Below are 20,755 nucleotides of genomic sequence, written 5' to 3'. Positions count from 1 at the left end.
CTACTTCTAGTCATTATGGACTTCAAGATTCAAACCGCTGAGCTGGATTCGCTCGCGGGAGTCGGCGCCGACGCGCTGATCGTCGTGCTCGGTGGTGAGGCCTTGCCCAAGGGGCTGGATGCCGCCGTTGCCAAGCAGGTGCAGGCAGCGATCAAGCTCGGTGATTTCGCGCTCAAGGGCGGCCAGGCGCTGACGCTGACGCAGGCCGAGGGCATCAAGGCACCGCGCCTGGTGCTGGCGGCCAGCGGCAAGACCACGCTGGCGGCCGCTCGGGCGGCGCTGGCCGCCGGTTTGGCCCAGATCAAGTCGCGCGGCGCCGTCAGCGCGGCCGTGGCCTTCGCCGGCTTCGAGGCCGGTGCCGCCGAGTCGCTGGCCGAGCAGACCGCGCTGGCCGGCTCGGATGCCGTCTACCTCTACCGCCACACCAAGCCCAGCGCGCCGGCCGCGCCCAAGCTGGCCAAGCTGGCCCTGCTGGTGGGCAAGGCGGAGCTGAAGGCCGCAAAGGCGGGTCTCGCGCGCGGCGAGGCCATCGCCGCCGGCATCGAGCTGGCCCGCGAATGCGCCAACCGCCCCGCCAACCATGCGACGCCGACCCATCTGGGCCAGGTCGTCCAGGGTCTGGGCAAGACGCACGGCCTCAAGGTCGAAGTGCTGGACCGCAAGGCCGTCGAGAAGCTCGGCATGGGCAGCTTCCTGGCCGTGGCCCAGGGCTCGGACGAGCCGCTGCGCTTCATCGTCGCCCGCTACGAAGGCGCGGCCAGGACGGTGGCGCCGGTGGTGCTGGTCGGCAAGGGCATCACCTTCGACACCGGCGGCATCTCGCTGAAGCCGGGTGCCGAGATGGACGAGATGAAGTTCGACATGGGCGGCGCGGCCAGCGTCATCGGCACGCTGCGCGCGGTGGCTGAGCTCCGCCCCAAGCTCAACCTCGTCATGATCGTCGCCGCCTGCGAGAACATGCCCAGTGGCCGCGCGGTCAAGCCGGGCGACGTGGTCACGTCCATGTCGGGCCAGACCATCGAGATCCTGAACACCGACGCCGAGGGGCGCCTCATCCTGTGCGACGCGCTGACCTACGCCGAGCGCTTCAAGCCCGCCGTCGTCGTCGACGTGGCGACGCTGACCGGCGCCTGCGTCATCGCGCTGGGCGGCGTGCGCAGCGGCATGTATGCCAGCGACGACGAACTCGCCGCCTCGCTGACCGCGGCCGGCGATGCGGCGCTGGACCCCTGCTGGCGCATGCCGCTGGACGACGACTACGCCGAAGGCCTGAAGAGCAACTTCGCCGACGTCGCCAACATCGCCGGCCGCGCGGGCGGCTCCATCACGGCGGCCAAGTTCCTGCAGCGCTTTGCCAGCAAGTACCGCTGGGGCCACCTCGACATCGCCGGCACGGCCTGGAAGGGTGGCGCGGCGAAGGGCGCGACCGGCCGGCCTGTGGGCCTGCTGACGCATTTCGTGCTCAGCCACGCCAAGTAAGCCGTGGCCGTCCAGGTCAGCTTCTACAGCGACGCGGCGGACCCGCTGCATTACGCCTGCCGGCTGGTCCGTCGCGCCCTCGCGTCGGGCAAGCCGGTGGGGGTCTGCGTGCCCGCAGCGAGTGCGGCGCGCCTGGACGCATTGCTCTGGAGCTTCGAGGCGACCGAGTTCATCCCGCATCGGCGTTGGGACGGCGCGACGCCGCCCGTGCCGGGCGAGGTGCTGCTGGTCGACGACGCGGCGCGGCTGCCGCACCGCGGCCTGCTGTTGAACCTGTGTGACGAGATGCCCGGCGACGCGCTGGGCTTCGAGCGCGTACTGGAAGTCATCGGCCAGGAGCCCGAGCGCGTTCAAGCTGGGCGTGCGCGCTACCGCTTCTACCAGCAGTCAGGAGCCAGGCTGGACCATTTTTCAGCGGCAGGTTGAGAACGTTGCGTCCACGCTTTCCCGAATGAGTACACCCCGGATTTGGGGTATGTTTATTTGGTTGAAAACTCAACGTTCTCCGTGTGTTCCTCTCTTTTCCAGACTGGAGTTGATCCATGCAAATCAAGCTGAATATCGTGGTGGGTGCCGTGGCCGCACTGGTCAGCGGCGCCGCCATGTCGCAGGACCTGATCGTCAAGATCGGCCACGTCGCTCCGACCAGCGGCGCGATCGCGCACCTCGGCAAGGACAATGAGCTGGGCGCGCGCCTCGCCATCGAGGAACTGAACGCCAAGGGCGTCATGATCGGTGGCAAGAAGGCCAAGTTCGAGCTGCTGGCCGAAGACGATGCCGGCGACCCGAAGCAGGGCACGGCGGCGGCCCAGAAACTGGTCGACTCCAAGGTCAACGGCGTCGTGGGGCACCTGAACTCCGGCACGTCCATCCCGGCCGCCAAGGTCTACAGCGACGCCGGTATCCCGCAGATCTCGCCGTCGGCCACCAATCCCAAGTACACCCGCAGCGGCTACAAGACCACCTTCCGCGTCGTCGCTGACGACGTGCATCTGGGCGGTACGCTGGGCAAGTACTCCGTCCGGCAGCTGAAGGGCAAGTCCATTGCCGTGATCGACGACCGCACGGCCTACGGCCAGGGTGTCGCCGACGAGTTCGAGAAGGGCGTCAAGGGTGCGGGCGGCAAGGTCATCGGCCGCGAGTTCACGAACGACAAGGCCACGGACTTCACCGCCATCCTGACCTCCCTGAAGAGCAAGAAGCCCGACGTGGTGTTCTTCGGCGGCATGGACGCCGTGGCCGGCCCGATGCTGCGCCAGATGAAGCAGCTGGGCATCGACGCCAAGTTCATGGGCGGCGACGGCATCTGCACGGGTGAGCTGCCCAAGCTGGCTGCCGGCACCATGGGTGACGGGCAGGTTGTCTGCGCCGAGGCCGGTGGCGTCGAAGGCGAGGCCAAGAAGTCCATGGACGACTTCAAGGCCAAGTTCAAGGCCAAGTTCAACGTCGACGTGCAGATCTACGCGCCGTATGTGTATGACGCCGTCAATGTGATGGTCGACGCCATGAAGCGCGCCAACTCCGCCGATCCTGCCAAGTACCTGCCTGCACTGGCCAAGACGACCGGCTACAGGGGTGTGACCGGCATCATCTCCTTCGACGAGAAGGGTGACATCAAGAACGGTGCCCTGACCCTGTACACCTACAAGGGTGGCAATCGCGAGCAGATCGAGGTCGTGCGCTGATCTCGGCTCACCGATCCGGAGCGCCCGCTTAGGCGGGCGTTTTTTATAGACAAAGGCCTGCCACGTGCAGGCCTTTGTCTATGGCGCGCGGATGCAATCGGAGCTCGCCTCATATAGGCGGCAAACCCATGCGCCGAGCACCGGTGCCGGCGCTTGAATCGTGAATACTACCCAGCCGGCACGGGAGGCTTCAGTATCTGAGGCGCCGAATAACCCCGGCGCGCCGGGCGTGAGAAATCCTCCATAAACCCGGTTTTCTAGGGTTCCAAAGGAATGCTTGTGCGTTTCACACGCTTTGCGGGGCTCGCTGCCGGGCCGGCATGGCGCCGGCGTCCGCTTTCGGTTCTACTGCCGCACGTTGTGAAAAAGACCGTTCTTGCAGGGGCGCGCAAGCACTGCATCACGACGCGGATTCAAGGGGCAAGCACCCTCTAAACGGGGGGCTTTCAAGCCTGGGGGGCGGAGGCATGATGCCGACGCGATCAGGGGTTGGTCGGGCATGTCCGTCGCGACGTCAAGTCAGGGACTTCCATAGCCAACCGGGCGATCTCCAAGGTGCTCTGCGACCGCTGGCTGCCGCAAGGTGCGTGATGCGACGGGCGGCCTCCGTGCGAAGTGAAATGGAATATCGATACGAGCTCGAATTTCGCTAATCGGATGCTAATCGGATTGCAGATGCGGAGAACGCGGGCAGTAATGATCGGGGGACGTCAATGATTCGAATATTCAACCATTACCTGCACAAGCAGACCTTGCTCCAGGTCTTCTTTGATCTCGGCCTGATCGTGTTCGCCGTCATTGCCTTCGTCCTCAGCCAGGGTGAAGCTGCGCAGACGGTGCTGCCTTTTGCGGCCTCACACGGCCTGTCCCTGGCCGGCTGCATGTTCGTGATCAATTCGGCCACGGGCTTCTATCAGCATGTGCATAACCGCTCCATCACCGAGTCCTGCGCGCGTGCGCTGTTCGGCCTGCTGTTCGGCCTGCCGCTCGCCTATGTCATCTTCAGCCTGGTGCCGTCGAACACCAGCCATCGCGATCTGCTGACCCTGGTGGCCATGGCTGCGGTCGCCGCCGTGATGGTGCACCGCGTCTACGCCGCACATTCCGGCGGCCAGGCGCGCCTGCGCAGCCGCATCCTGATCTTCGGCACCGGCGTTGCCGCCCGGACGGTGGGCAACACGCTGCGGGCCTCCGACCCGCATGCGCTGATCGTCGGCTTCTACGCCGGACCGAACGAGGAGCAGCACGAGGTGCCGCGCGACGAGATCATCAACGACGGGGCCAATCTGACGGAGGCTGCGCTGAAGCACAACGTCGACGAGATCGTCGTTGCGCTGACCGAGCGCCGCGGCGGCAGCATGCCGCTGCGCCAGTTGCTGGACTGCAAGCTGTCCGGCGTGCGCGTCGTCGACATCGCCACGCACTTCGAGAAGACGCTGGCCCAGATCAACATCAAGCATGTGAACGCCGGCTGGCTGGTGTTCGGCGATGGCTTCAGCCAGGGCATGCTGCGCGCGGCCATCAAGCGTGTCTGCGACGTCATCTTCGCGACGCTGATCCTGGCGCTGACCTGGCCCATCATGCTGCTCACGGCTCTGGCCATCCGCTTCGAGTCGCGCGGCCCGGTGCTCTATCGCCAGGAACGGGTGGGCTTGAACGGCGTGCCCTTCAACGTCGTCAAGTTCCGCAGCATGCGCACCGATGCCGAGAAGGATGGCAAGCCGCGCTGGGCGACCAAGAACGACGACCGCGTGACCCGCATCGGCCGCTTCATCCGCAAGGTGCGCATCGACGAGCTGCCCCAGCTGTTCAACGTGCTGGTCGGCGAGATGAGCATGGTCGGTCCGCGCCCGGAGCGGCAGTTCTTCGTCGACGAACTGGTCAGCAAGATTCCCTACTACGCGGTGCGCCACAGCGTGAAGCCGGGCGTCACCGGCTGGGCCCAGGTGCGCTACGAGTACGGCTCGACGATCGAGGATTCGGTCGAGAAGCTGCAGTACGACCTCTACTACGTCAAGAACCACTCGCTCTTCCTTGATCTGCTGATCATGCTGGAGACGGTGGCCGTCGTGCTGACGGGCAAGGGCGCGCGCTGAGCCCTGGATGCTTCGGCGTCGGTGCCGGTGTCCAAGGCCGATGAGGCATGCTTGAATCCCGCATGTCTGCTGCTGCCCCATTGGACTCCACCTCGGACGCCATGATTGACGGGCTCACGCCGTTGCTCTCGCTGAGCAACCTCGGCGATCTGATCTGCGCGCTGGCCTATGGGCTGTTCGCGCTCCATTTCGCGCAGCAGCTGCGGCGCGGCGGCTTGCCGGTGTCCTCACTCGCCCTTGTTTTCCTTGCCGCCCTGGCCGCCAGCTCGATCTGGGCCGGTGTCGCCTTGGCGGATGGCCTGCGTCACTGGTCCGACCACTTGCCGACCTGGATCACCCCCACGCTGGACCTGCTTCGGTTCGGCCTCTGGTTTGCCTTCATGCTGCTGCTGCTGCCGCCGCGGCGTGGTGGTGGCCTGGGCTGGTTGCGTCCCCTGGCCGGCTTCACGGTCCTGGTCCAGCTGTGGCTGATCTGGTCGGCCGAGAACCAGCCTGCGGACACGCTTGTCCGCTCGCAGGCGCTTGCGGCGCTGGGCATCTCGGTGCTGGGCCTGGTGCTTGTCGAGCAGATGCTGCGCAATACGGCTGGCGATGCACGCTGGAACGCCAAGCCGGTCTGCCTGGGCCTGGGGGCCATCTTCCTGTTCGACCTCTTCATCAGCTCCCAGGCAGCGTTGTTCCAGCACTTCGACGACGCCGCCATCAGCGTGCGTTCTCTCGTGCATGCGGCGGCGGTTCCGCTGCTCTATGTGGCGTCGCGCCGGCAGGCGGACTGGCTGGACAAGCTGCATGTGTCGCGTGCGGCGGTCTTCCATTCGGCGACGCTGCTGCTCGTCGGTGGCTACCTGCTGATGGTGGCCGGCGTCGGCTACTACGTGCGTTACACCGGCGGGCATTGGGGCAGGGCTCTGTCCGTGGCGCTGGTCTTCGTCGCGTTGCTGGCGCTGGCCCTGCTGGTCGCATCGGGCTCGATGCGTTCCCGGCTGCGCGTCTACATCAGCAAGAACTTCTTCAGCTATCGCTACGACTACCGCGAAGAGTGGCTGCGCTTCACGCAGCTGTTGTCCGGCAGCGCCGAGCCACAACATACGGCGGAGACCGTCGTGCAAGCCCTGGCCAATCTGGTCGAGAGCCCGAGCGGCATGCTGTGGATGCAGCGCGCCGCGGGTGGCGATTTCCTGCAGGCCGCACGCTGGAATCTGCCGGCGCAGGCGGGCAGCGAAGCCCGCGATGGGGCGTTGGCCCGCTTCTGGCAGGAACGGGCCTGGATCGTCGATCTGGACGAGTGGCGCGCAAGGCGCGATGCCTACCCGGGACTCGAACTGCCCGCCTGGCTGATCGACGAGCCTCGGTGCTGGCTGCTGGTGCCGCTGCTTGTGCGCGATTCGCTGACCGGCTTCGTCGTGCTGGGCCGGCCGCGCGCCGTCGTCGAGCTGAACTGGGAGGTGCGCGACCTGTTGCGCACCGCGGCCAGCCAGGCCTCGGGCTATCTGGATCAGGTCCAGGCGACGGAGGCGCTGCTGGAGGCGCGCAAGTTCGATGCGTTCAACCGCATGTCGGCTTTCGTCGTGCACGACTTGAAGAACATAGTGACGCAGCTGTCGTTGATGATGAAGAACGCCAAGCGCCTGCGCGACAACCCCGAGTTCCAGCAGGACATGCTGGATACCGTCGAGAACTCGCTCGAGAAGATGCGCCAGCTGATGCTGCAGCTGCGGGAGGGGGAGAAGCCCCATGGCGTGACCAGCGGCGTCGACCTGGAGCAGATCGCCCGGCGGCTCGCGGCCGCGGCCGCCAGCAAGGGCAGGGTGCTGGAGCTGGAGCTGCAGGCCGGTGTCAGCACGCGAGGGCATGCCGAGCGTGTGGAGCGCGTGCTGGGCCATGTGGTGCAGAACGCGTTCGATGCGACGCCCGCCAACGGTCAGGTCCGGCTGACGCTGGATGCCGAAGGCAGCCAGGCCCGCGTTCGCGTGGAGGACAACGGCTGTGGCATGAGCGAGGATTTCATACAGAATCGACTCTTCAAGCCGTTCCAGACCACCAAGGCCAGCGGCATGGGCATTGGCGCCCACGAAAGCTACCAATACGTGCATGAACTGGGAGGCAAGATCAGCGTGCAGAGCGAATTGAACCGAGGGACCATCGTGACCCTGCTGCTGCCCCTGTTCCATGCACAGGCCGATGCACCGTTGGCCGCGCTCGACGTCCAATGAGCGCGCCTCGCCACGCGCCTTTGCTGATCGTCGAAGACGATCTCGCGCTGCAAAAACAGCTCAAGTGGTCGCTGGACCGCTTCGAATCGGTGACGGCCGACGACGTCGCCAGTGCCGTGCTGCAGTTCCGCCGCAGCAGCCCGGCCGTCGTCACGATGGACCTCGGCCTGCCGCCGGACCGGGATTCGGTCTCCGAGGGTTTCAAGTGCCTCGAGAAGCTGCTGGAGCTCGATCCCGCGGCCAAGATCATCGTGCTCACCGGTCAGAACGACCAGGAGAACGCGCTGCGGGCCATCCGCATGGGAGCCTACGACTTCCTCGCCAAGCCCGTTGACCCCGACGTGCTGGCCCTCACCGTCGAGCGCGCCTACAGGCTGTACGAGCTGCAGCAGGAGAACCGGCGGCTGCAGATGCAGCAGAGCAGCGACGTGTTCTCGGGCCTCGTCACGCGCGACCCCGGCATGCAGCGCGTGTGCCGCATGATCGAGAAGGTCGCGCCCAGCGACGCCACCGTGCTGCTGCTGGGCGAAAGCGGTACCGGCAAGGAAGTGCTGGCCCAGGGGCTGCACGATGCCTCCAAGCGCAAGGGCCGCTTCGTCGCCATCAACTGCGCGGCCATTCCCGAGACGCTGCTGGAGAGCGAGCTCTTCGGCTACGAGAAAGGCGCCTTCACGGGGGCGACCAAGTCCACCATCGGCAAGATCGAGACCGCCAACGGCGGCACCCTGATGCTGGACGAGATCGGCGACCTGCCCATGCCCTTGCAGGCCAAGCTGCTGCGCTTCCTGCAGGAGCGCGTCATCGAGCGCGTGGGCGGCCGCCAGGAGATTCCGATGGACGTGCGCGTCGTCGGCGCAACCCACCAGGACCTGAAGGCGCGCATTGCCGACGGGCGCTTCCGCGAAGACCTGTACTACCGCCTGGCCGAGATCGTCGTCGAGATCCCGCCACTGCGTGAGCGCGTGGGCGACCCCGTGCTGCTGTCGCACGCCTTCGCGCGCCGCTTCGCGACCGAGATGCACCGGCCCGTGCCGACGCTGACCGACGATGCCGTGCGCGCGCTGGAGGCGCACCCCTGGCCGGGCAATGTGCGGGAGTTGCAGAACATGCTCAAGCGCGCCGTCATCATGTGTGAGGATGACCGCATCGCCGCACCCGATCTGGGCTTGCGTGCGACGTCCGTGCCGGCCGAGGGCAACTCGATGCTGGATTTGCGCACCGTGCGCGAGAGCGCCGAGCGCCAGGCGGTCATCACGGCGCTGGCGCGCACCGACGGCAACATCGTCCGGGCCGCCGAGTTGCTCGGCGTCAGCCGCCCAACGCTCTACGACCTGATGAGCCGGTTGCAGATCAAATGAAGGCCGAGCGCTTGATGCCCGCGCGCCTGGTCGATGCCTTGCCAGGGGTTTTCGCCTCGGCGGCCTCGCCTTAGGGTAGGGTCCACGCAACAAGGCGTCAGCCCCATGCAGATTCAGCAATCAGGTCTTCGCGAGAGCGGGCGTCGGGGCATGCGCAGGGTGCAGCCCTGGCTCGGCTGCGTGCCGGTCGGCTGGAAGTGCACCCGAAGAAGCCCAACATGTGGCAAGGAAGCCGAGAGGGAATGCTCATGAGCCTTTGGAAGGCTGTAGTACAAGCGGCCGTGGTGGCTTTGGGCATCCTCGGCCTCCCGCCGGCCTGGGGTGACGCCAACCTGCCCGGCCTGATCGCCCGGGCGAAGCCGGCGGTCGTCCTGGTGGGCAGCTACGGGTTGCTGGACGCGCCGCGCTTCGGATTTCGCGGCACCGGCTTTGCGGTCGGTGATGGCATGCAGATCGTCACCAACGCCCATGTGCTGCCGCCGCTGGAGCAGGGACGCATCGATCGCAGCGTGGCGATACAGGCGTGGACGCCCGAAAGCGGCTGGCTGTTGCGCGGCGCGCGCATTGCGAAGGTGGATGCATCCCAGGACCTGGCATTGCTGCGCATAGACGACGGCAAGCCGCTCCCGACCTTGCCGCTGGCCGAGCAGGAGGCGGTCGAGGGCGAGATGATCGCGTTGATCGGTTTCCCGATTGGGGGGGCGCTGGGCTTTTCCCATGTGACGCATCGAGGCATCGTGTCGGCGCGTACCGCCATCGTGCCACCGGCATCCGGCCCGCAAGGCTTGAGCGAGCGGGCGGTGAGGCAGCTGCGCCAAGGCAGCTTCGAGGTGCTGCAGCTGGATGCGACCGCCTACCCCGGCAACAGCGGCGGGCCGGTCATCAACATTGCCACGGGCGCGGTGGTCGGCGTTGTCAGCATGGTGGCGGTCAAGGCGGCGCACGAGTCGGCCTTGACGGCGCCCAGCGGCATCAGCTATGCCATCCCGGTGGGCAGCGTGCGCAGCTTCCTGTCCGACGCGGCAGGCGGCGCGGGCCGATAACAGCGAGTCCCTAGGGGCTAAATCAACACCTTGATACGATCCATGCACTTCGAGGTAATTCTGTGAACCCATCGACTTCAAGCGGGAACCTGGGGCATCGATTCGAGGAACTGTTCGAGTTCTCGCTGGCCTTGGATGCTCCCAGTGTCGAGATGGTGTATCGGATCCGGCACGATGTGTATTGCCGTGAGCTTGGCTGGGAGGCGGTCCGCAAGGACGGCCTGGAGATGGACGACTATGACCGCCATTCGGTCCACTGCCTCCTCCGCAAACGTGACACCGGTGACCTGGTGGGTTGCTCGCGCCTCGTGCTGGCCCGGCCGGAGCAGCCCTCGTTCCCGCTGCCGTTCGAGCTCAGCTGCCGCGAGGTGATCCGGCGCGACCAACTGGATCCCGCGCGGCTGCCGCGGGATGACGTCGGCGAAGTCTCACGGTTGGCGGTCATGAGTGAGTTTCGCCAGCGCCAGGGTGAAGCCGACAAGCCTGTCTCCGTCGGCGAGCAAGACTTCGAAGCCAGGGGCGGCCAGCCGCGCTTCCCGTTCATTCCGATGAGCCTGTATCTCGGCGCTGCGGCGGCCGCGCGGCGGCTCAGCGTCGAGAACGTGTTCGTGCTGACGGAACCACGCCTGGCGAGTCATTTCCTGCGCCTGGGTTTTGACATCCATCCGATCGGCGGCGAGATCGAGCACCGCGGCATTCGCGTGCCTTCCGTGCTCAGCTCCAGCAAGGTCGTCGGCAATCTGCGTCCGCTGATCCAGCCGCTGTATGCAGTGATCGACCGGTTGGTGAACCTTTCATTCGAGGCTCACCCGGATGCGCTGGGAAGGCTCCGCCCCAACTCGCACTGAGATTGCCTCCACCTGGCCATTTCTCTGCGGCGCGAGCCATTCGGATGCCTGGCGAGATCGCCTCGCCATTGATGCTTATAGGGGACTATCTTGGGTGCAGTGATGCAGGCTAAACATCGTTCATTCTTCTTGCCCATGGTGCTTGCCGTGGCGGTCCTGGCCGCCTGCGGCCAGATGGGGGCCGATGAGTTGCTGGACTCGGCGAATTCCTACCTGCGCAAGGGGGATCCCAAGTCGGCCGTGATTCAGCTGAAGCAGGCGCTGAGCCAGGATCCGGGTCACGTGAAGGCCCGACTCCTGTTGGGCAAGGTCTTGCTTGAGACCGGCGACCCGGCCTCCGCGATCCTCGAGTTGAGAAAGATTCCGCAGCAGGGGCAGGCGATCGATGAGGTGCAGCCGCTGCTGGCGCGAGCATTGCTCGCCGTCAAGCAATACCAGACCATCGTTGATGAGTTGGGCACATCGGACCTGAAGGATGCTGCGGCCTTTGCTGACCTGAAGACCACGGTGGCCGTGGCCTATGCATCCTTGAACAAGGCTGCCGCTGCGCGTCGTGAAATTCAGGCGGCGCTGGCAAAGGTTCCCGACTTCCCCCCCGCGCTGCTGCTCGAAGCGCGCATGGCGGGCTTCGAGCACCGGGACGACGACGCCATGGCCATGGTGGACAAGGTGCTGGCCCTGACTCCCAAGGATCCGCAGGCCTGGTTTCAGAAGGGGGAGTTGCTGATCCTGCTCCGGAGGAACATACCGGACGCGATGCAGGCATTCCGCACGGCGCTGACGATCCAGCCATCCCATGCGGGCGCGCGCGCGGCCCTGATCGAAATCCTGATCGCACAGCAGGATTTCAAGGCGGCATCGGAGCAGCTCGCGGAGCTGCGCAAGGACTCGCGGAATAACCTGCTGGTCAAATATTTCGACGCCCAGCTGGCATTTGCCAACGGCGACATGACCAAGGCCGTAGCATCGATCGAGTTGGCACAGAAGGCCGCCCCCGACGAGGTCAAGGTCCTGCAGCTTGCAGGAACCATCCAGCTGGTCAATGGGGCGCTCCTGCAGGCTGAGCGCTCATTGAGCAAGGCGTTGTCCATCAGGCCGGACAATGTTGCTGTGCGCAGGCTGCTGGCTCAGACGCAGTTGCGCATGGGGCAGCCCGCCAAGGCCTTGATGACCTTGCAGCCGCTGATCGCGGGCGGTGAGACCAACGCGCAGACCTATTCGCTCGCGGGCGAGGCTCAATTGGCGATGGGTAACCTTGATCAATCGCGAGCCAGCTTCGAAACCGCGGTCAAGCTTGATCCATCGAACAGCGCGAATCTGGTCAAGCTGGCACTCGCAAAGCAGAACGCCTCCGGGTATCAGGCGACGGTCGCCTCACTTCAGAAGATCGCCGCGGCGGACAAGGGGACGAACGCCGACCTTGCGCTGATCAGCGTGTTGCTGCAGAACAAGGACCTGGATGGCGCGCTCAAGTCAGTTGATGCGGTTGAAGCCAAATTGCCCAAGAACCCCTTGCCGCATAACCTGCGCGCCAAGATCTATTTGATGCGCAATGATGCGCACGCGGCGCGCGCCAGCTTTGAAAAAGCCTTGGCGATCGATCCTGTATTCGTGCCGGCCGTCGCGGGACTGGCAGCTCTGGATCTGCTTGACAAAAATATCGATGCTGCGAAGAAGCGTTTTGAGGCGGTACTGAAAGTCGATTCAAGAAACTTGGATGCCCTGCTGTCGATGGTCAAGTTGCGAGCCGCGGAGGGCGCGCCCAAGTCCGAGATTGCCGAGATGCTGTCGCAGGCGATTCGCCTCAACCCAGCCGAGCCTGCGCCACGACTGCAGCTGATCGATTTGCAGCTGGCTGAAGGAAACTACAGGGCCGCTCAGGCGGCGGCACGAGACGCCAATAGTGCGCTGCCGGATCAAGCCGACTTGATCGATGCATTGGGCCGAGCCGAGATGGCGTCGGGTGAAACCGAGCTGGCCATTGCTGCATTCAACAAGCTGGCGACTCTGGAGTCGAAATCGACTCGCCCATTCATCCGGCTGGCGGCCGTGCAACTGCGGGCGGGCAAGTCGGTAGCTGCCGAGCAGAGCCTGCATCGCGCGCTTGCCCTTGTGCCCAACTATTTGCCGGCCCAGCAGGCGCTGGTCAAGATTGCGCTGGCTGGCAAACGGCCCGACGCTGCGATCGCTATCGCCCGGACCGTGCAGGCGCAGCGCCCGAATGAAACCACCGGGCAGGACATGGAAGCAGAAATTCAGCTGTCGCGCGGCAATGCCGAAGCTGCCGTGGAGGTCTACCGCCGGGCACTCAAGAATTATCCTGTGACCATCATGGCGGTGAAACTGCACACGGCCTTGCGTGGCGCCAGGAAAACTGCCGATGCGGAGAGCATGGCCGGCGAATGGATGGCTGCACATCCCAAGGACGCTGGTTTTCCTGCATACCTGGGTGACCTGGCCTTGGTGCAAGGGCAGTTCGACATGGCGGAAAAGCAGTTCCGCAGGGTTGTTGCCCTGCAGCCCAATAATGCGGGCGCACTGAACAACATTGCGTTTTCCATGCTCAAGCAGAACAAGCCGGGAGCGGCGGCCTATGCTGAACAGGCGCTGAAGCTCAGCCCCGATTCGCCGGGTGTGCTGGATACCCTGGCGTCAACGCTGGCGGCGGAAAGCCAACTGCCCAAGGCCTTGGAGTTGCAGCGACGGGCCCTGGCCTTGGATCCCGAGAATCTGGTGCTGCGCCTGAACCTTGCGAGGCTCTACATCCAGGCAGGCGACAAGCCCGCGGCCCAGGCGGAACTGAAGACCTTGGAGAAGGCCGGAGAACGCTTTCCGGCACAGGCAGAGGTGACGCGCCTGCTGAAGTCCTTGTAAGGCAGTGTCGGATTTCTTGCCACTCATCGCTTGGTCTGCCCTTCGTTTCCCAGGTTTTCTTTCTAAATCAATGTCTTGCGTGAGTTGGCACGCTGTGTGCTTTATTGATGATGTGCCTGGGGCGAGTCCGCCTCGGCTTAGCCAAGGATCACGACCATGACCAAGCTTTCCAAGTTCAAGGCGGTGGCCGCAGCCGCTGGCGCATGTGCTGCGCTGTTTGCCGCCGTGCCCGCCAACGCCTATGTGTATTCGGTGTCGCAGCTGCAGATCCAGGGCCTGGACATCAACGTCTTTGCGCACGGAACGACCAATGACGTGGGCGCTGCCTCGAACTATTCTTTCAACCTGAAGAATCTGGCCGACTACACCCCGACCGGTGGCGCGACGGTGAACAGCGCGGGTTCGGGCGCTTGCAACGGCAATGTCAATCCTGCTGCGGGGCCCGTCTACACCACTTGCGGCAACCCGGTGACCCTGAATGCCAACGTGGCCAATGCACCCGGTTTGCTGTCTGCGCGGGCTGACAACAATTTCGCCATCATCGGTGCCAACGCCACCCAGAGCTTCAGCAACGCGGATTCGCAAATCACCTCGGCGAAGCTCGTGCAGGGTGGTACCACCAACACGATTCAGATTGCTGAGTCGCTGCTGAATGTCAATGGTCAAGCCAGCGCCAATACCGAGGTCAAGTCGACCACGACGCTGCTGACTTCGTTCGTCACGGGGACGACCACTGACTTCGTCCTGAGCTTCCAAGCGCTGCTGAAGCTCAGCGGTGCGATCTCGGATGTGCTTGGTGGCCTGTATACCTCTTCGGCGGGCTCGAACGTCTCCATCAGCCTGTCCAAGAATGGCACGAACCAAAGCTGGACCTGGAGCCCGGACGGTACCGGCAGCGCCCAGCCTTGCCAGTTCACCGGTGGCGGCATCGCGGGCAGCGTCTGCTCGGTGACCAAGAACGAGGGAAACCTGAATGTCACCGACTCGCGGTCGGGCAATCCGGATTCCTACAACGACTCGTTCCTCGATTTCAAGAACTTCGGTTTGATGATTTCCGATCTGGCTGCGGGTACGTACTCCCTGTCGCTGCAGGCGACGACCACGACGAATGTCGACCGCCTCCACATCCCTGAGCCTGCTTCGCTGGCTCTGGTGGGTCTGGCCTTGGCTGGCCTGGGCGTCGCAGGCAAGCGTCGCAGCCGCAAGCAGTAATACTGCACTGCACTAGGAAAATGGGCCCCTCGGGGCCCATTTTTTATATTCGGCGCAATTGCTGCCAGCCGACAAGGTTTGCGTTCAATCAGTGGCTGTTTGATCGGCTGTCCTGCAGCAATTGCTTGGCGATGGCGTGGAAGGTCTCGCGGGTCCCGGCCTCTGGCTTCGGCAGCAACTGTCGAAGTTGCCGTGCAGCTGTCGTGGCGACGGCTGACTGCAGCAGCGTGATGGCGGCCTGGCGGATTCTTTCGGGGCTCAGCCGATCGGTCCGCAAGCAGATGCCGGCGTTGTGCCGCTCGATCGGCGCCATATTCAGGAACTGGTCCATGTTGCTGGCCAGGCCGAGTATGGGAATGCCTGCGGCAATGGCTTGCTGGGTGCTCAGGCTGCCACCGTTGCAGATCATCAGTTTCGCGCGCTCGGCAGCAGCGTCGCCGGGCAGATAGCTGGCCAGCCGTGCATTGGCCGGTACGCTTGAGGGGGCCTGGGCGCCGGCGGTGGAGGCGAACACCTTCACGGGGAGGTCGGCCAGCGCCTGCAGGACCAGCGCAAGTGTGGCTCCTGGGCCTGAGCTGCCAAGCGTGACGTAAACGATCGCCTGCTCGGTGGGGTCGGGCTCCTCCCACCAGGCGGGTGGTGGTGTGGAGGGGGCCCACATGAGCGGCCCGATGTAGCTGCTGCCGTGTGAGCCTGACGCCACCGGGTAGAGGTCGGGGATGTCGGGCATCAGTATGTGGTCCGCGTCCGTGTAGACGCGTCGCAAGTTGTTGCCAAGCGAGGGAAGGTTGTGCTGCCGGCGCAGGCGGTTCATCGGCTGGCAATGGGGAATGAAAGCCAGCGGCCTGAAGGTGTGGAACAGCGTTGCCGCGAGCGGGATGGGCAGTACTCTGCTCAACGGAATCACCGGCAGCGCGTAGCCGCCCAGATAGCCAGGTGACCAGTAGGCGTTGGCGATCGCCATGTAGGGCACGCGCGCCAGCCTTGCGCTGACGGAGAGTGACAGCCGGAAGTCGCCAATCACCAGGTCGGGCTTGAACGACTCGATCAATTTCAGATCGTCGTTCACATAGCTGCTCAAGGTCTCATGGCTGTAGACCGGTTTGCCCTTGGCCAGGGCCTCGTTGAACTCGGCGCTGGGGATGCTGCGCAATGGCTGGGACTGCCAGGGGCCATCGGCGGCAAAGCTGGAATACCGCGGATCACAGGCCAGCAGCAGTTGGTGTCCTGCCGGGGCGATGGCGCGCGCAAGCGCGATAGGCCTGGCGACATGAGCCAGCGTCACGGCCTCGGCAAAGAGGGCAATCCGCAGTGGGCGCTCAAGCCTTGTCATCATGCTGCTCCGTGATCAGCAGGCTCTCCAGCGGCCGCCGCAGCGAGCGCGAGACCGGCTGCTGGCCGCGGCCGACGCGCCCCATGAAAACTGCATGGGCCGCCGCATGCTCGCCGACCGTGCCGACGAAACGTTCGCCGAGCCGTCGTGCCATCTCTTGCGCGCCGGGCTTGCTTGAGAAGTCGATGCCTTCGCGGGCATAGCGGGTGAAGACCAGCGGCGTGACCTCGGGCTGCAGCAGCAGGCCTTGCTGCGCGGCTGTCAGCCAGAAGCGCTGCGTCGCGCGGCCGGCCGCGACGTAGTCATCAATCGTGCGTGCAGGGGCCTTGGCAAGCAGCAGGAAATGGGCCGCGCAGGCCAGACCGGGCACGAAGTCCAGCTGGATGCGTGGCGCCCAGGTGCCTGCGAAGAAGCGATTGAACATCTCCACCCGGCCCCAGTTCTGCATCACGAAGCGCATCAGTCGGGTCGTCATCGGGTCGGTGCCGAGTGCTTGATCCGGCACGCGCTCTTCGCTGAACCGTGCCTGCCATTCGATGATGTCCTTGTGGACGCGGTAGGCCTCGGGCGTGACCAGCCGGATCTTGGCCGAATGGAACAGCATCTTGGCGACCTTCAGCCGCTCGCCGCCGCTCTCCAGCCATAGTGCCGTGTAGTCGGGGCCGATGGCGGCTGCAAAGGCCTGCTTCTGCTGGGTGGTCAGCGGCTGCGTCTTCAGCGGCCGGCGCTGCACGCTGCGGACCTTGACGCTGGCCAGAAGAGGGTCGGCGATGACGCTGGGGTCGGCAACGAATTCGAGATCGAACACCGGGCGGGTTTCCGGCGAGGCCACCCGCCGCCTTGCCACGGTGCGAAGCTGGTGGTGGCTGGCGGCGATGGCGGCGGTTTCAATCAAGGCGCCGATGGAAATCTGGCTCGGGTGGCCGTCCAGGTCATAGACGCAATGCTCGCGCGTGTCGAACCCATGGACGGCCACATGGTTGGGGCCGATGATCTCGAATCGCCAGGGCTGGGTGTTGTCCCCGCTGGGGGCCCATCGTGCAAAATCGAGGATCTGCAGGACGGTGGCTTGCGAATCCATGGTTTGCGACCTTTCTTGTATTGAAGATTGCCGCGCGGCGGCAACCTGATGGCAGGTGCTGGGTGTCTCGGGCTTCGGCTTGCCCTTGACGACGACTCCGCCCGGCCGCAAAGGGGTGAACTTGAACCAGGCTTCGACTTTTGACTATGGGCGGGCATTTTCCAGGAACATCGGCTGGGTGACCGAGGCTGAGCAGGAAAAACTTCGCTCGGCACGCGTGGCGATCGCCGGGCTCGGCGGTGTCGGCGGGGCCCACCTGCTGACGCTGGGGCGGCTGGGGATGAGCCGTTTCAATATCGCCGACTTCGATGAATTCGGTGTGCACAACATGAATCGGCAGGTCGGCGCCTTCATGTCGACGCTTGATCGCCCGAAGGCGCAGGTGCTGGCCGAAATGGTGCGCGACATCAATCCGGAGGCCGATGTCCGGATATTCCCCGAAGGGGTCACCGAGGCGAATGTCGATGAGTTCCTGCGCGACGTCGACGTGTATGTCGATGGGATCGATTTCTTTGCGTTGCCGGCGCGGCGCATGCTGTTCCGGGCTTGTTATGAGAAGGGCATTCCGGCGCTGACGGCGGCGCCGCTCGGCATGGGCGTTTCTTTCATGTATTTCAAGCCCGGCGCCATGAGTTTCGAGGAGTATTTCCGGGTGGAGGGGCGCAGCGAGAACGAGCAATATGCCCGCTTCATCGCGGGCTTGTCTCCCGCAATGCTGCAGCGCGACTACCTCGTGGCGCCGCATGCGGTGAACTTCCAGGAGAGGCGCGGCCCGTCGACCATGATGTCCTGCGACCTGTGTGCCGGCGTCATGGGTGTTTCGGTGCTGAAGGTGTTGCTGGGGCGCGGCGATCTGCGAGCGGCGCCCTGGGCCATGCAGTTCGATGCCTACCACCAGAAAATCAAGTTCACCTGGCGTCCGTTCGGCAACGCCAATCCGATTCAGCAACTGATGTTGATGTTGATCCGGCCATTGCTGGAAGGGCGTGCCAAGCCGCGCTGAGTGCGCTTGTCGGCAAATGGGCGGCGGGTGTGAAATTGCACGCCATTGGCGGTGCCTACCCCCCGATTTGGCTACCAGGGCGCGGGTGCGCCTATGGCATCATGCAACGCTCCCTATCGGGCGTGCTTCCAGCCCGCGCCTCGGTCTCTTTTTACGACCAGACCCACAGAGGATTTGCCTTGGACACCATTCATGCTTCGAATCGCAGCGATGTGCAACTGATGTCGGCCGGTGATGTCCAGGTGCGGCGAGGTTTGCGGGCCTGGGCTTCGGGGGCGCTGGCCTTGTTGGCAGCATCGACGTTGGCCGGGTTGACGGGTTGCGCGTCGGTCCAGCATCCGGCCGCCCCGGCCCAGGTGACGAGCGACGACTACAGCTACATCATCGGTGCCGGTGACAACCTGAACATCCAGGTCTGGCGCAACCCGGAGCTGTCCATGTCCGTGCCCGTGCGGCCGGACGGCAAGATCGCCGCGCCGCTGGTGGATGAGATGGTGGTCCAGGGCAAGACCTCGGTGCAGGTGGCGCGCGATGTCGAGCAGCAGCTGGGCAAGTACGTTAGGGATCCGGTCGTGACGGTGATCGTGACGAACTTCGTCGGCCCCTACAGCGAACAGATCCGCGTCGTTGGCGAAGCGGCCAAGCCGCAGTTCCTGCCCTACAAGCAGAAGATGACGCTGCTGGACGTGATGATCGCCGTGGGTGGGTTGACCGACTTCGCCTCCGGCAACAGTGCCACCATCCTTCGCACGGCCGAGGGCAACAAGCAGTATTCGGTGCGCTTGAAGGATCTGATCAAGCGCGGTGACGTGTCGGCCAACGTGGAGATGCGCCCCGGCGACATCCTGATCATTCCGCAGAGCCTGTTCTGAAATGTCGGCGGGAGCGCGTTTCGAACGCTCGCCCGCCACTCGATTGCTCTAACCGAGACTGTTTCCGATGGAATTGCTGATGGGTCAGCTGCTGATCGTCGTTCGGCGGATGTGGAAGTACCGCTGGATCGGCCTGGTCGTGGCTTGGGTGACCGGCGTGGTGGGCTCTGTCGTGGTCTTCGCGCTGCCGGATCGTTATGAGGCCAGCGCCCGCATCTACGTGGACACGCAGTCCATCCTGAAACCGCTGATGTCGGGTCTGGCCGTCCAGCCCAACGTCGAGCAGCAGGTGACGATGCTCAGCCGCACGCTGATCAGCCGGCCCAATGTCGAGAAGCTCGTCCGCATGGCCGACCTGGACCTGAAGAACCAGTCCAAGGCCCAGCAGGAAGCCACCATCGAGACGGTGACGAGCAACCTGTCCATCCAGAGTAGCGGTCGCGACAACCTCTACATCCTCGGCTATCGCGACAGCGATCCGGAGACCGCCAAGCGCGTGGTGCAGGCGCTGGTGTCGATCTTCGTCGAGTCCAGCCTGGGCCAGACGCGGCAGGGCACGTCGACGGCGACGACCTTCATCAACGAGCAGATCAAGGCCTACGAGGCCAAGCTGGAAGAGGCCGAGGCGCGACTGAAGGAATTCCGCCTGAAGAACCTGTCCAACGCGGCGAACGACGGCAAGGATTCCGCGGCACGTCTCGCTGAGCTCGGCACCCAGTTGGAGCGGGCGCGGCTGGAGTATCGCGAGGCCGTCAACGCCCGTGATGCGGCCAAGGCCCAGCTGGAGGCCGAAAGGACGCGGGGCGGTGCGCAGACCACGACCCAGAGTCTGATGCAGGAGTCCAACGCCAATGTCAGCACGCCCGAGCTGGATGCGCGACTGGCCGAATATCGCCGCAACCTCGACGCGCTGCTGCAGCGCTACACCGACCAGCATCCCGACATCATTGCCACGCGCAAGCTCATCAAGGATCTGGAGGAGCAGAGGAAGAAGGAGCTCGCCGAATTGCGCAAGGCCGCAATGAACGTGCCGACGGCCTCCGTGGGCCAGGCCGGCGGCAGCATCGCGATGCAGGAGATGGTGCGCATCCTTGCGACGACCGAGGTTCAGGTGGCGTCGCTGCGTGCGCGGGTCGATGAATACTCCGGCCGCTATTCGCAGGCGCTCGCGGCCATGAAGACGGCCCCGCAGGTCGAGGCCGAGGCAGCCCAGCTGAATCGGGACTATGCGATCCACAAGCGGAACTACGAAGACCTCGTTCAGCGTCGCGAGCAGGCCTCGATCTCCGGCGAGCTCGACGTGGCTTCGGGCGTGGCGGACTTCCGCGTCATCGATCCGCCCCGCGCCAACCCCAAGCCCGTGGCTCCCAACCGGCTGCTGCTGCTGGCCGGCGCGATGGCGGCGGCCCTGGGCGTCGGCCTGTTCACGACCTTTGCGGCCAGCCAGCTGCGCCCGGTCTTCCACGACGCGAACGACTTGCGTGCGCGGGTGGAACTGCCCATCCTGGGTGTCGTGACCCGGTTGGTGACGGACGCGGACCGCGCGCGTCAGCGCGTCGAGCTGATCCGGTTTTCTGCAGGAGCCGGCGGGCTGCTGGTGATGTTCGCCGTCGCCTTGACGGTCTTGGCTGTGCAACTGAGCCGGCAGGTGGTTTGAC

Annotated in this window: 15 protein-coding genes; 13 read left to right on the top strand and 2 right to left on the bottom strand. The window is 64.8% G+C overall.

Going from position 1 to position 20,755, the window contains the following annotated elements; translation table 11 throughout:
* The first annotated feature begins 15 nt into the window (after positions 1–15).
* From JOY88_RS03030 to JOY88_RS02985, 10 genes are all read left to right on the top strand, one after another.
* Positions 16–1,479 (top strand): leucyl aminopeptidase, encoded by a 1,464-nt coding sequence (locus tag JOY88_RS03030; RefSeq protein ID WP_293500279.1) that lies wholly within the window; start codon positions 16–18, stop codon positions 1,477–1,479.
* A gap of 3 nt (positions 1,480–1,482) precedes the next feature.
* Positions 1,483–1,905 carry a DNA polymerase III subunit chi gene (locus JOY88_RS03025; protein WP_293500277.1) on the top strand — a complete coding sequence of 141 codons (423 nt, stop codon included), beginning with the start codon at positions 1,483–1,485 and terminating at the stop codon, positions 1,903–1,905.
* 116 nt (positions 1,906–2,021) lie between these two features.
* Entirely contained in the window at positions 2,022–3,164 is a 1,143-nt protein-coding gene (locus JOY88_RS03020) for a branched-chain amino acid ABC transporter substrate-binding protein (RefSeq protein WP_293500275.1), read from the top strand.
* Between the two features lie 713 nt (positions 3,165–3,877).
* The gene (locus JOY88_RS03015; protein ID WP_293500273.1) at positions 3,878–5,260 is read left to right on the top strand and encodes a TIGR03013 family XrtA/PEP-CTERM system glycosyltransferase; all 1,383 of its coding nucleotides are present in this window, start codon (positions 3,878–3,880) and stop codon (positions 5,258–5,260) included.
* A 101-nt stretch (positions 5,261–5,361) separates the two neighbouring features.
* The gene (gene prsK / locus JOY88_RS03010) at positions 5,362–7,473 is read left to right on the top strand and encodes an XrtA/PEP-CTERM system histidine kinase PrsK (RefSeq protein ID WP_293500271.1); all 2,112 of its coding nucleotides are present in this window, start codon (positions 5,362–5,364) and stop codon (positions 7,471–7,473) included.
* Complete coding sequence (gene prsR / locus JOY88_RS03005; RefSeq protein WP_293500269.1) at positions 7,470–8,831, top strand: PEP-CTERM-box response regulator transcription factor; 1,362 nt, start codon at positions 7,470–7,472, stop codon at positions 8,829–8,831. The genes prsK and prsR overlap by 4 nt, the downstream gene beginning before the upstream one ends.
* Before the next feature lie 248 nt (positions 8,832–9,079).
* Entirely contained in the window at positions 9,080–9,874 is a 795-nt protein-coding gene (locus JOY88_RS03000; RefSeq protein ID WP_293500267.1) for a S1 family peptidase, read from the top strand.
* Positions 9,875–9,936: 62 nt separating this feature from the next.
* A complete protein-coding gene (locus JOY88_RS02995) occupies positions 9,937–10,722 on the top strand; it encodes a PEP-CTERM/exosortase system-associated acyltransferase (RefSeq protein WP_293500265.1) in 786 nt (261 codons plus the stop codon).
* A 135-nt stretch (positions 10,723–10,857) separates the two neighbouring features.
* Positions 10,858–13,596 carry an XrtA/PEP-CTERM system TPR-repeat protein PrsT gene (gene prsT, locus JOY88_RS02990; protein ID WP_293500263.1) on the top strand — a complete coding sequence of 913 codons (2,739 nt, stop codon included), beginning with the start codon at positions 10,858–10,860 and terminating at the stop codon, positions 13,594–13,596.
* A gap of 156 nt (positions 13,597–13,752) precedes the next feature.
* Positions 13,753–14,808, top strand: coding sequence for a PEP-CTERM sorting domain-containing protein (locus JOY88_RS02985; RefSeq protein WP_293500261.1), 1,056 nt, complete (start codon positions 13,753–13,755; stop codon positions 14,806–14,808).
* 88 nt (positions 14,809–14,896) lie between these two features.
* Here the strand turns inward: JOY88_RS02985 and JOY88_RS02980 are convergent, their stop codons facing one another.
* Together JOY88_RS02980 and JOY88_RS02975 are read right to left on the bottom strand one after the other, a co-directional pair.
* Complete coding sequence (locus tag JOY88_RS02980) at positions 14,897–16,144, bottom strand: glycosyltransferase (RefSeq protein WP_293500259.1); 1,248 nt, start codon at positions 16,142–16,144, stop codon at positions 14,897–14,899.
* Positions 16,128–17,222 (bottom strand): nitroreductase family protein, encoded by a 1,095-nt coding sequence (locus JOY88_RS02975; protein ID WP_293500258.1) that lies wholly within the window; start codon positions 17,220–17,222, stop codon positions 16,128–16,130. Before JOY88_RS02975 ends, JOY88_RS02980 begins: the two co-directional genes overlap by 17 nt.
* Before the next feature lie 121 nt (positions 17,223–17,343).
* On the opposite strand from JOY88_RS02975, the gene JOY88_RS02970 reads away from it, so the two are divergent.
* The 3 genes from JOY88_RS02970 (at position 17,344) to JOY88_RS02960 (ending at position 20,754) form a co-directional block, all read left to right on the top strand.
* Entirely contained in the window at positions 17,344–18,225 is an 882-nt protein-coding gene (locus JOY88_RS02970) for a ThiF family adenylyltransferase (RefSeq protein WP_293500257.1), read from the top strand.
* Positions 18,226–18,446: 221 nt separating this feature from the next.
* The gene (locus JOY88_RS02965) at positions 18,447–19,097 is read left to right on the top strand and encodes an XrtA/PEP-CTERM system exopolysaccharide export protein (RefSeq protein ID WP_524539181.1); all 651 of its coding nucleotides are present in this window, start codon (positions 18,447–18,449) and stop codon (positions 19,095–19,097) included.
* Between the two features lie 67 nt (positions 19,098–19,164).
* The gene (locus JOY88_RS02960; protein WP_293500256.1) at positions 19,165–20,754 is read left to right on the top strand and encodes an XrtA system polysaccharide chain length determinant; all 1,590 of its coding nucleotides are present in this window, start codon (positions 19,165–19,167) and stop codon (positions 20,752–20,754) included.
* The last annotated feature ends 1 nt before the right edge of the window (position 20,755 follow it).

Origin of the sequence: Roseateles sp. (genome assembly GCF_019237615.1) — a bacterium.
Classification (GTDB): domain Bacteria; phylum Pseudomonadota; class Gammaproteobacteria; order Burkholderiales; family Burkholderiaceae_C; genus Pelomonas.
Note: the sequence above shows the minus strand (reverse complement) of the source record. Positions and strands in the feature narration are given on the sequence as shown.